We start from the raw sequence: 10758 nt of genomic DNA, 5'->3' as shown, positions 1-10758 counted from the left end.
GCCGAAGGCCCACCGCCGGCGACCGTCTCCCCCCGCCGCCTCAGGTTCCGCACGTCCGGCACGAACAGCACCGCCGCCGTCACGACCACCACCAGCGCCGCGCAGCCCAGCAGGGACGCCCGCCGCCCGAAGAGGGATTCCGCCGGGCCGGCGAGCGCCGTGGCGAGCGGCAGCATCGCGACCGAGCCGAACCAGTCGTAGGCGGAGACCCGGGAGAGCATGTCCTCGGGGATCTCCTGGTGCAGCGCGGTCATCCAGGCGACACCGAACACCTCGATCGCCACGCCGCTGACGAACATCACCACCGCGAGGCCCTCCACCTGGAGCGGCACCGCGAGGGCAGCGGACGGCGCCGCGAGCGGGAAGACGCACAGCGTCCCGGCGAGCAGCAGCCGTCGCGGTTTCCACCGCATCATCAGCAGTGCCCCGCCGAGCGTGCCCACTCCGAACGCCGCGAGCGCCACGCCCCAGGGCGCCGCGCCGCCGAGTTCGTCCCTGGCGACCAGCGGCCCGTAGACGGACTCGGCCGCGCCCACGACGGCGACGACCACCGAGAACTGGGCCACGATCGCCCACAGCCACGGTCTGGCGACGAACTCCTTCCAGCCGTCGCGCAGATCGGCGAGCAGCCCGCCGCCCGCTTCCCGGGGTCTGATGTGGCTCACGTCCAGGAACGCCCGCAGCGCGCCCGCGACCGCGAAGGCCGCGGCGTCCACGGCGAGGACCCAGCCCGGTCCGATCGCGGCGATCATCGCGCCGCCGAGTGCTGCCCCGCCGATGGCCGCGCCGTGCATGGCCATCCGGAACAGTGCGAAGGCCCGGCTCGCCTGCTCGCCGCTGACGCTGGACATCAGCATGCCCTCTGCGGCGGGGTTGAAGAACGCCTGGCCGGTGCCGCACAGCGCGGTCAGCAGCATCATCTGCCACAGCTGCGGTTCGCCGGACAGTACGACGAAGGCGAACAGCGCCTGCGAGACGCAGTTGAGGGCGTTGGCTGCGACCATCACCCGGTGCCGCGGAAGCCGGTCGGCGATCGCGCCGCCGATGAGCAGGAACAGCACCAGCGGGAGGGTGCGGGCTGCGGCCACCAGACCGACATCCCCGCCGTCGCCGCCCGCCTGAAGCACCGCGAACGCCGCCGCGATCAGCGCACCATGGCTTCCCAGGTTGGTGATGATCGCGGCGGCGGTCAGCAGTGTGTAGTTGCGGCCCGCCCACTCGGGGCGGCGCGATGTGCGGCGTGGCGCGGCAGCGGGAGATGTCACCGGAGGACTATCCCTGGTGCCGCCCGGACTTGCCAAACGACTTGTTGGGCCGCTGCCCGTGGAAGCCGGTCAGCGGTTCAGCCCGAGCTGCCGGCCAGCCGTACGGTGCTGAGGATCTGCTGGATCGTGGCGTCGGGCACCTCGCCCGGCACGCCGGTGTTGGAGTACAGCACCCAGCTCGCGAAGTCGCCCTTGGTGTTCTTGAAGCTGAACGCGATCGACTTACCGTCGGTCTCGCACTTGTTGTCCTTCTTCACGCCCTTGGCCGTGGCGGTTGAGACGCTGCCCTTGAGGCCGGACTTGGTCGTGTAGTCCTCTGCCTTGGTGATCTTGACCGTGCCTTCTGGCTCGGTCTGCGCGTATGCGGCCCACGCCCAGTTGCCGGCCTCGTTGTAAGCCGCCTCCGCCGTGCTCTTGGCGCCCTTGCCGCCCTTGGTGCCGGTGCTGGCCAGCCCGTAGTCCTCTTCGCTGCCGTCCTTGTCGGAGTCGAAAAGGCACCACTTGCTCTTCAGGTGGGCCGGGGCCGACATGACGACGGCGGGCGAGCCGTCGCCCTTCTTCTCGTCCTCGAAGCCGGTGGCCATGCCGGAGCTCGCCACCTCCCACTCCGCCGGCACGTCGAACTGGGTGCCGTGCTTGGGGTTGGTGACGACCTTCCAGCCCGCGATGGTGGGCTTGGCCTCGCCGCCGCGCGGGTTGCCCGTCGGCGCCGGGGCCGGCTCCTCTGAGCCCTTCGGCTTCTCAGAGGCGTTCGGGTCGGCCGGCTTCGAGGCGGCGACGTCGCCGCTCTTGCCCGACGACTTCTCGTCGTCCGGCAGTACGACGATGCCGGTCACGACGGCGGTCGCGACCACCGCGGTGGCCGCCACGATCGCGATGATCGTCGTCTTCTTCTTGTCGTCACCCGCCGGCTGCGGTGCTCCCGGCGTCTGGCCGGGCACGGCGTACTGCGGCACGGTCGGCTGCTGGTACGGATTGGGCTGCTGGTACCCCGGTTGCTGGTATCCCGGCTGCTGATACGGATTCGGCTGCTGGTACCCCGGCTGCTGGTACGGGTTCTGGTCCTGCGGGTTCTGCTCGCCCCCGGGCGGCTGCTGTCCTGGCCACATGGCCAGTAACCATAGAGGTGCGGCCGTGGCTCTTCCACGTCCGGGGCCCGCCGGGGATGGCCAAGAATGCCTACTCGTGGGTAACATCCCGGCATGAGCGCAGACCAGATGTCCATCGGCGAACTGCTCGCCGCCACCGTCCCCATGGTCAAGACCCTCAATCTCGAGTACCTGGAGACGACCGCGGAGCGAGCCGTGCTCCGGCTGCCGGACCAGCCCGAGTACCACAACCATGTCGGCGGGCCGCACGCCGGCGCGATGTTCACCCTCGCCGAGTCGGCGAGCGGCGCCGTCGTCCTGGCCGCGTTCGGTGACCAGCTGGGCCGCTCGGTGCCGCTTCCGGTGAAGGCGGAGACCAGCTACAAGAAGCTCGCCAAGGGCGTCCTCACGGCGACCGCGACGCTCGGCCGCCCCGTCGCCGACGTCGTCAAGGAACTGGACGCGGGGGAGCGCCCCGAGTTCCCCGTCACGGTCGCCATCCAGCGCGCCGATGGTGCGGTGACCGGCGAGATGCACATCGTCTGGACCCTGCGCCCCAACAGCTGAGCGCGGCCCCGCAACGCACCGGGCCGCCCGGCACCCCTGAGGTGACCGGGCGGCCTTTCGCGCGCCGTGACGCACGGCCCGACGTGTGCCCCGCGCCGCCTCGGCCTGTGCGGGCCCCGCTCCCGCGCGGCGGGCTCTCGGACCTCAGTCCTTGTGCGCGTCCCGGTGCTGGGCGGCCAGGTCCAGATAGACCGCCGCGTTGAGCTTGATGCCCTCCTGCTCCTCCTCCGTCAGTTCCCGCCGCACCTTCGCGGGCACCCCCGCCACCAGGGAGCCGGGCGGCACCCGCATGCCCTGCGGTACGAGGGCCTGTGCCGCGATCAGCGAACCTGCGCCGATGTGCGCCCCGTTGAGGACCGTGGCTCCCATGCCGACGAGGACGTCGTCCTCCACCGTGCAGCCGTGCAGGATCGCGTTGTGGCCGACCGAGACACGTTCGCCCACGGTGACGGGGAAGCCGGGGTCGCTGTGGACGGTGCAGTTGTCCTGGATGTTGCTCCCCGCGCCGATCACGATCGGCCCGCAGTCGCCGCGCAGCACCGTCTGGTACCAGACACTCGCCCCCGCGGCGACGGTCACGTCACCCATCACGACCGACGTCGGCGCTGTGAACGCCTCCGGGGCGACGTCGGGCTCCTTGCCGCCCACACCCGCAACCAATGCCCGCTCCGTCATGCCTGCTCCCTCGTGCCTCACCGGTCGTCCCGCGCCTACCTGCACCGTAAGCCCCTCGATCCCGCGACGTGCGGCAGGGGGCGCGGGTTCGCGCGCGGAGGCGCACCCGTGCGCGCCGCCTTGCCGTCTGTCGTCCTCGTCGGCGGCTCAATAGCCTTTCGCGCATTGCCCGTTGCTGACGAGGGAGCCCCATGGCCACCGAACAGCACATCCCGGACATCCTGTCGCCCGAGTTCGCCGCCGACCCCTACCCCGCCTATCGGGCGATGCGCGAGTACGCCCCGCTGATCTGGCACGAACCCACCGGCAGTTATCTGGTCTCCCGCTACGAGGACGTGGAGCGCGCCTTCAAGGACAAGGAGTCGGTGTTCACCACCGAGAACTACGACTGGCAGCTCGAGCCCGTCCACGGAAAGACGATCGTGCAGCTCAGCGGACGGGAGCACGCCGTGCGCAGGGCGCTCGTCGCTCCCGCCTTCCGGGGCAGCGACCTCAGGGACAGGTTCCTGCCGGTCATCGAGAGCAACGCCCGTGAGCTGATCGACATCTTCCGGCACAAGGGCGAGGTCGATCTCGTCGACTCCTTCGCCACCCGGTTCCCCGTCAATGTCATCGCCGACATGCTGGGTCTGGACAAGGCGGACCACGACCGCTTCCACGGCTGGTACACGTCCGTCGTCGCCTACTTCGGCAATCTCGCCAGGGACCCCGACATCGCCGCGGCCGGTGAGCGGACCCGCGTCGAGTTCGCCGAGTACATGATCCCGATCATCCAGGAGCGCCGCGAGAATTTGGGTGAGGACCTGCTCTCCACGCTCTGCGCGGCGGAGGTGGACGGCGTGCGGATGAGCGACGAGGACATCAAGGCGTTCTGCAGCCTGCTGCTCGCGGCAGGCGGTGAGACCACCGACAAGGCCATCGCCGGCATGTTCGCCAATCTGCTGGTCCACCCTGACCAGTTGGCCGCGGTACGCGAGGACCGGAGCCTCATCGACCGCGCCCTCGCCGAGACGCTGCGCTTCACACCCCCCGTCCATATGATCATGCGGCAGACCGCCGCGGAGGTCACCGTCAGCGGCGGCACCATCCCCGCGGGTGCCACGGTGACCTGTCTGATCGGCGCGGCCAACCGCGACGGCGAGCGGTACCGCGACCCCGACCGCTTCGACATCTTCCGCGACGACCTCACCGCGACGACGGCGTTCTCCGCGGCCGCCGACCATCTGGCCTTCGCGCTCGGCCGGCACTTCTGTGTGGGCGCGCTGCTCGCCAGGGCCGAGGTCAGGGCCGGAGTCGGCCAACTGCTGGACGCCATGCCGGACCTGCGCCTCGCCGACGGCTTCGTCCCCCGTGAGCAGGGCGTGTTCACCCGCGGGCCGAGGTCCCTGCCCGTGCGCTTCACCCCGGCGGCCGGCTGAACCGGCCGGCCCACCGAAGGGCACCGTGCGGCCGGCTCCTGCGGACGAGGTGTGATCCACAACTCTCCGTTCGGATTAACCTTGCGATGTCCATATTTCATCATGCAATCTCCCTTCAAGACTGAATGAAATTCAGCATCCGAAGGGGAGTGTGCGCATGGCCAGTGAGCGCCCCGCGCTGTACGAGATGTTCGACGACCGGTTCCGGACCGGGCGTTGCATGAACGGCGATGACGGCCTGGAGGTCCTGTACAGCGGCTGCCGCTGGGCCGAGGGGCCGATCTACCTGCCCGCCTGGCGTCAGGTGGTCTGGAGCGACATCCCCAACGACCGGATGCTGCGCTGGGACGAGGAGACGGGCGCCGTCAGCGTCTTCCGCCGCACCGCAGGGCACACCAACGGCAACACCCTCGACCGGCAGGGCCGGCTGGTCACCTGTGAGCAGGGCAACCGCCGGGTGACGCGGACCGAGCACGACGGCACCGTCACGGTGCTGGCCGACCGCTGGCAGGGGAAGCGCCTGAACAGCCCGAACGACGCGGCGGTGAAGTCCGATGGGTCGATCTGGTTCTCCGACCCGGACTTCGGTATCACCAGCGACTACGAGGGCCATCGCGCCGAGAGCGAGATCGGCTCCAACAACGTCTACCGCGTCGATCCCGATTCCGGCGAAGTGCGGCTGGCCGCCGACTGCTTCGGCGCCCCGAACGGTCTCGTCTTCTCGGCCGACGAGCGGCAGCTCTTCGTCTCCGACACCCGGGCAGGCTGCATCCGGGTCTTCGACGTACGCGAGGACGGCACCCTGTCGGACGGCGAGATCTTCGCCGAGGCGGGGGCCCGGCGGAACGCCCGCTTCGACAACCTCCGCTTCGACGACGCTGGCCGGCTCTGGGCCGCGGCGATGGACGACGGAGTGCACTGCTACGACCCCGACGGCACGCTGATCGGGCGGCTCGACGTCCCCGAGGCGGTCGCCAACATCGCCTGGGGCGGAGCCAAGCGCAACCGTCTCTTCATCGCCGCGGAGACCAGCCTCTACTCGGTGGTCATGGGCGTCACGGGCACGCACCCGACCGGACCGGGTCGCCGGCCGTGGCTGGATCTCCGGCCCCGCGCCGCTGCCGCTCCTCCAGGGGCGCGGTGAGCCGAACGGGAAGCGGGCCGCCGCAGGTCGGCGGGGACCGCTCCTCTACCGCTGATTCCCGCTCCCGTACTCCCCGAGGGCCACGACCGGTGTGAATCTCACCGGCAACGAGGCAAGTCCCCGCATCCAGACCGACGGCCGCCAGGCCAGTTCGTCCGGCTCCACGGCGAGGACCACGTCCGGCAGCCGCTCCAGCAGCGTCTCCACCGCGGTACGGGCGATCACATCGGCGAGCATCGGTGCCGGATAGGGGCACCGATGCGCGCCGTGGCCGAAGGACAGGTGCGCCGAGTTCTCGGCGCCGATGTGCTCCTCCGGCCAGATCCGGGGATCGGTGTTGGCGGCCGCGAGCCCCAGCACCAGGCAGTCCCCGGCCCGGATCCGGCGGCCGCCGAGCGTGGTGTCGCGCACCGCCCAGCGACCGATGACGTTCTGCGTCGGGGTGTCCAGCCACAGCACCTCGTTGAGCGCCTGGCCCACGCTGAGCCGGCCACCCGACACGTTCAGCGCGAAGCGATCGTCGGTCAGCAGCAGCCGAAGCGTGTTGCAGATCCAGCCGGCCGTCGGCTGCTGGGCCGCGGCGAGGACCACGACCAGGTCCTGTACGGCCTCCTCGTCCGTCAGGGCGGCCGGGTGCGCCAGCATCCGGGAGGTGACGTCGGGCCCGGGCGCGCGGCGCTTGTCCTCCACCAGCCGCTGGATGCGTTCCTGGACGCGGACGTACGCGGCGACCGGATCGTCGTTCTCCGCCGCGTCCAACGAGATCCGCAGGTCCTGTATCAGGCCTTCGGTGTCCGCCCCGTGGGCCGGCATCCCGCACATCCGCACGGCGGCGCGCATCGGAAGGGCATGCGCGTAGGCCGTCGTCAGGTCCGCCTGGCCACTGCCGGCGAACGCGTTGATGAGCAGTTCGGCGATCTCGCGGCACCACTGGGCCAGTTCGAACTGGTCGACGGCCTCCAGCGCTTCCGTGACGACCCCGGCGCGCCGCTGGTGCTCCGTTCCCTCGGTGAAGAGCACGGACGGCTGATGCCCTACGAACGGCAGCAGCGGCCAGTCGGCCGGAACGGCCCCCCACTGGTTCCAGCGCCGTGAGTCGCGGGCGAAGAGCTCGTCGTGGGAGGTGACGTACGTGACCTCGCTGTAGCCGAGGACCAGCCACACCGGAACGTCCCCCTCCAGCAGGACCGGCGCGACGGAGCCGTACCGGCCGCGCAGGGAGCGGTACAGCTCCGCCGGGTCCTGCTGGAACGCGTGGCCGCGGAGCCGGACCGCCTCCTCGTGGGCGGGGCAGCCGGGCGGGTGCGGCGCGTGTGCCGTGGTGCCGATGGGGTCGTTCATGGTGTCGTCTCCCGGGCCGTGGCCAGTTCATGGAGGTGGTCGGCGAGGCTGAGCAGGACGTGCTTGCCGGAGGAGCGGATCCGCGCGTCGCACTCGACCAGCGGGACGTGCGGGTCGAGCGCCAGGGCCTGGCGGATCTCGGTCAGGGAGTAGGCGGACGGGTCGTCGTCGAACCGGTTGACGGCCACGACGAACGGAGTACCGCGGTGCTCGAGCCGGTCGATGGCGTACCAGGAGTCGCTCATGCGCCGGGTGTCGACGAGGACGACCGCGCCGAGCGTGCCGGCGAACAGCCGGTCCCACAGGAACCAGAAGCGTTCCTGCCCGGGTGCGCCGAACAGATAGAGGACCATGCGGTCGTTGAGGCTGATCCGGCCGAAGTCGAAGGCCACGGTGGTGGTCGTCTTCTTCGTCGGCACTCCCGCGGTCTCGTCGATGCCGACGCCGGCCTGCGTCATCACCTCCTCCGTGTTCAGCGGGCGGATCTCGCTCACGGACCGGACGAGCGTCGTCTTGCCGACACCGAAGCCGCCCAGGACCACGATCTTGAGGCCGCTCTCCGAATCCCTGCCCAACGGCGTCAGGCCGGGAAGCTCAGAGGTTGCGGAGTCCATCGAGCACCTCCTTCAAGAGGTCGGAGTCGGGCAGCGAGGCGCGGAAGCGGTCGACCGGCGGATGGCGGGCGGTGACGCGGCCCGTGACCAGCAGGTCGCCCAGGAGGATCCGGACGACCGTCACGGGCAGCCGCAGCGCGGCCGAGACCTCCACGACCGCCGTGGGTGCGCGGCACAGTTCGAGGATCCGTACGTGCTCCGACTGCATGCCGGGGGACGGTTCGCATTCGCCGACGATCAACGTGACCAGGTCGAACGAGTCGTCGTCGGCACGGCTGCGTCCGCCGGTGACGGTGTAGAGCCGGTCCGGTTCACCGATGTCGACGGGACGCCGGGTCATGAGCGGGGACTGTCCTGGGCCGGCAGCCGCGGCGCCGCCCGCAGACGGTCGCCGATCTGTTCGACCAGCTCGGTCATCCGGTGGCCGACCATGCCCGGGTCGGCGCCGTCCGCCGCGACGACCGCGAGGTGCGCGCCGGCGCCCGCCTCGACGATGAACAGCAGGCCGCCGTGGAACTCGGTCATCGAGTGCCGGACACCGCCGGTGCCGCTGCCGAACTCGATCGACGCGCCCTGGGCGAGGGCCTGGATGCCGGAGCAGATCGCGGCCAGCTGATCGGCCTGGTCACGGGTGAGATGCCTGGTCCAGCAGAGCTTCAGCCCGTCGCGCGAAAGTACGAGGGCGTGCCGGGTGCCGGGTGTGCGCTCCAGCAGGCCTTCCAGGAGCCAGGTGAGACTGGTGTCGGTGGTCTGCATGATCGGGGTGGGCCGGGCGTCCGGTGAGGACCGGGTGTCGGCCTGTGCCTCCTGTCGGTTCCGGTGTTCCGGTGTACGGGACGGGTACGGACGGCGCCGCTGCGGCGGCGCTACGGGCCGGACGTCTCTTCGGGGGGACCGCCGTGCGGGTCCGTGTGCGTGGGCGGCCCGGGCGGGAACGACAGGCCCGTTTCCGCGTTGGGGGACCCGGAGTTCCCGGGACGGCGGGAGCGGTGGAACGCGTCGAACTGCGTGCCCGCGTCACGGCCGGTCCCGGCGTAGCCCTCCGACAGACCCGCGCCGGGGTCGCGGCCGCGGTCCGCCACCGCCATCGTGCGGCCCGCCGGCCGCACCGGCAGCCCGCCGGGCGTCGCCACCCGCCGCACACCCTGCGGCGGGACGGGCACGCTGCCGCCGCCCTCACCCCCAGCCGACGTGATCCCGGCCGTGCCCTCCCACGGGGTCGCTCCGGCCGTGCCGGTCCCGGCTGTTGTGGTTGCTGCGGTGCCGTCCCAGGAGCTTGTTGCGGTGGTGTCGGGCTCGGTTGCTGTGGTCGCTGCCGTGCTGTCCCAGGAAGTCGATCCGACCGTGTCCGACCCGGGTGTTGTGGTCGTTGCCGTGCTGTCCCAGGTGGTCGCTCCGGTGGTCTCGGGCTCGGTCGCGAGGGTCGATGCCGTGGCCTGCCACGTATCGACCGTGCCCGGCCCGGACGTGGTGGCTGCTGCGGTGCTGTCCCAGGAGGTCGTTCCGACGGTGCCCTCCCCGCCTGCGGGGGTCGCCGCCGCGCTGTCCCACGAAGCCGTTCCCGTCGTGCCTGCCCCGGATGTCGTGGGGGCGTCGGGCAGGGGGACCGTGATGCCGTGGGCCGGGGTCACGTGCCCGGTCGCCGCCTCCTCCGGCAGGCCGCTGCGCGGCTGCGCGAGCAGCTGCGGCGGCAGCAGCACCACCACACCCGTACCGCCGCGCGACGACGGCCGGAAGCTGACGCTCATGCGGTATTTCACGGCCAGCCTGCCGACCACGGCCAGCCCGAGCCGGGTGCCCTGAAGTGTGGCGAGGTCGGTGATCCTGCCGGACACCGCTTCCTCGGCCCGCCGCATCGCCGCGTCCGACATCCTCAGGCCGCTGTCCTCGATGGTGACGACCAGGCCCGCCGTCCGCTCCTCGACATAGACGTGGACCTCGTCGACCGGCGGGGAGAAGTTCGCCGCGTTGTCCATCAGTTCGGCGAGCAGGTGCATCACGCCCTCGGCGGCGAAACCGGCGACGGCGGCCGTGCTGGAGGAGTGCAGCCGCACCCGCTGGAACGCGGCGATGCGCCCGACCGCGCCGCGCAGGACGGATTCCATGGGGATCGGCCTGTTCCAGGCGCGGCTGGCCCGGCCGCCCATGAGGAGCGCCAGCCGGTCGGTCATCAGGCCGAGCTGGGAGGCGTTGTGGTCGAGCTTCAGCAGGTCGCCGAAGACCTCCTCGCCGTGCCGGTCCTGCATCTCACGGAGATCCGCGAGCATGGTCACGGCCTTCGCCTGCACCCGGCTGAGGGCCTTCGCGCTCGCGCCCTGGGCGGCCGCGGCGCGTCGCTCGCTGAGCGCCAGCTCCCGCACGGTCGTCTCGAGCAGCACCCGCAGCCGGGAGTCCGCGGGCCGGTCCAGGCCCGCCATCACCGTGTCTGCCGACGCGCCGGTGCGCAGATGCGCCACCGCGGCCGGCAGGGCGACCGTCGTCATCCGGTCGACGCCGTCCGCGGCCAGTGCCAACTGCCGTACTGCCGCAGCGCAGTTCGCCGCGGCGGCCCGTGCGCGTTGTTCCGCGGCGCGTACCTCGCCGGCGAAGGCGTCGAGCTGGCGCCGGAGTTGCGCGTCGGTCGGCCGGGGGGTGCCGGGCCGGGTG

General features: G+C 71.4%; 11 protein-coding genes. 3 read left to right on the top strand and 8 right to left on the bottom strand.

The features are described from left to right. On the bottom strand, positions 1-1265 hold a 1265-nt coding region (locus tag ACWGH4_RS22090), incomplete at its 3' end, for an MFS transporter (RefSeq protein ID WP_453463469.1). A gap of 77 nt (positions 1266-1342) precedes the next feature. Then, positions 1343-2374 (bottom strand): hypothetical protein, encoded by a 1032-nt coding sequence (locus tag ACWGH4_RS22085; RefSeq protein WP_453463466.1) that lies wholly within the window; start codon positions 2372-2374, stop codon positions 1343-1345. Positions 2375-2467: 93 nt separating this feature from the next. Between ACWGH4_RS22085 and ACWGH4_RS22080 the strand changes: the two genes are divergently transcribed. Further along, complete coding sequence (locus ACWGH4_RS22080; protein WP_453463464.1) at positions 2468-2920, top strand: DUF4442 domain-containing protein; 453 nt, start codon at positions 2468-2470, stop codon at positions 2918-2920. A 144-nt stretch (positions 2921-3064) separates the two neighbouring features. Here the strand turns inward: ACWGH4_RS22080 and ACWGH4_RS22075 are convergent, their stop codons facing one another. Continuing rightward, positions 3065-3595: a DapH/DapD/GlmU-related protein gene (locus ACWGH4_RS22075; protein WP_441265968.1), complete on the bottom strand. Its 531-nt coding sequence runs from the start codon at positions 3593-3595 to the stop codon at positions 3065-3067. Between the two features lie 191 nt (positions 3596-3786). Here ACWGH4_RS22075 and ACWGH4_RS22070 point away from each other — a divergent pair, with 191 nt between their 5' ends. Both ACWGH4_RS22070 and ACWGH4_RS22065 read left to right on the top strand, forming a co-directional pair. After that, positions 3787-5013, top strand: coding sequence for a cytochrome P450 (locus ACWGH4_RS22070; RefSeq protein ID WP_453463462.1), 1227 nt, complete (start codon positions 3787-3789; stop codon positions 5011-5013). A 157-nt stretch (positions 5014-5170) separates the two neighbouring features. Continuing rightward, positions 5171-6157 (top strand): SMP-30/gluconolactonase/LRE family protein, encoded by a 987-nt coding sequence (locus ACWGH4_RS22065; protein WP_453463459.1) that lies wholly within the window; start codon positions 5171-5173, stop codon positions 6155-6157. Between the two features lie 45 nt (positions 6158-6202). Here the strand turns inward: ACWGH4_RS22065 and ACWGH4_RS22060 are convergent, their stop codons facing one another. From ACWGH4_RS22060 to ACWGH4_RS22040, 5 genes are all read right to left on the bottom strand, one after another. Continuing rightward, on the bottom strand, positions 6203-7498 hold the full coding sequence (locus ACWGH4_RS22060; protein WP_453463456.1) for a cytochrome P450: 1296 nt from the start codon (positions 7496-7498) through the stop codon (positions 6203-6205). Beyond that, on the bottom strand, positions 7495-8112 hold the full coding sequence (locus ACWGH4_RS22055) for a GTP-binding protein (RefSeq protein WP_453463454.1): 618 nt from the start codon (positions 8110-8112) through the stop codon (positions 7495-7497). Before ACWGH4_RS22055 ends, ACWGH4_RS22060 begins: the two co-directional genes overlap by 4 nt. Beyond that, the gene (locus ACWGH4_RS22050; protein ID WP_453463451.1) at positions 8093-8452 is read right to left on the bottom strand and encodes a DUF742 domain-containing protein; all 360 of its coding nucleotides are present in this window, start codon (positions 8450-8452) and stop codon (positions 8093-8095) included. The genes ACWGH4_RS22055 and ACWGH4_RS22050 overlap by 20 nt, the downstream gene beginning before the upstream one ends. Next, positions 8449-8868: a roadblock/LC7 domain-containing protein gene (locus ACWGH4_RS22045; RefSeq protein ID WP_441265962.1), complete on the bottom strand. Its 420-nt coding sequence runs from the start codon at positions 8866-8868 to the stop codon at positions 8449-8451. The genes ACWGH4_RS22050 and ACWGH4_RS22045 overlap by 4 nt, the downstream gene beginning before the upstream one ends. A 110-nt stretch (positions 8869-8978) precedes the next feature. After that, positions 8979-10758 (bottom strand): ATP-binding protein (locus ACWGH4_RS22040; RefSeq protein ID WP_453463448.1); only part of this gene is annotated, 1780 nt, incomplete at its 5' end.

The sequence above is a fragment of the Streptomyces sp. NPDC054847 genome (assembly GCF_053610925.1).
The sequence above is the reverse complement of the archived record's forward strand: the minus strand, read 5'-3'. Positions and strand labels throughout refer to the sequence as shown.

Excerpts from the sequence above, each read along its gene's own strand:
- ACWGH4_RS22065 (WP_453463459.1), top strand. The coding sequence starts at position 5,171 with ATGGCCAGTGAGCGCCCCGCGCTGTACGAGATGTTCGACGACCGGTTC.
- ACWGH4_RS22055 (WP_453463454.1), bottom strand. The coding sequence starts at position 8,112 with ATGGACTCCGCAACCTCTGAGCTTCCCGGCCTGACGCCGTTGGGCAGG.
- ACWGH4_RS22085 (WP_453463466.1), bottom strand. The coding sequence starts at position 2,374 with ATGTGGCCAGGACAGCAGCCGCCCGGGGGCGAGCAGAACCCGCAGGAC.
- ACWGH4_RS22050 (WP_453463451.1), bottom strand. The coding sequence starts at position 8,452 with ATGACCCGGCGTCCCGTCGACATCGGTGAACCGGACCGGCTCTACACC.
- ACWGH4_RS22075 (WP_441265968.1), bottom strand. The coding sequence starts at position 3,595 with ATGACGGAGCGGGCATTGGTTGCGGGTGTGGGCGGCAAGGAGCCCGAC.
- ACWGH4_RS22080 (WP_453463464.1), top strand. The coding sequence starts at position 2,468 with ATGAGCGCAGACCAGATGTCCATCGGCGAACTGCTCGCCGCCACCGTC.
- ACWGH4_RS22045 (WP_441265962.1), bottom strand. The coding sequence starts at position 8,868 with ATGCAGACCACCGACACCAGTCTCACCTGGCTCCTGGAAGGCCTGCTG.
- ACWGH4_RS22070 (WP_453463462.1), top strand. The coding sequence starts at position 3,787 with ATGGCCACCGAACAGCACATCCCGGACATCCTGTCGCCCGAGTTCGCC.
- ACWGH4_RS22060 (WP_453463456.1), bottom strand. The coding sequence starts at position 7,498 with ATGAACGACCCCATCGGCACCACGGCACACGCGCCGCACCCGCCCGGC.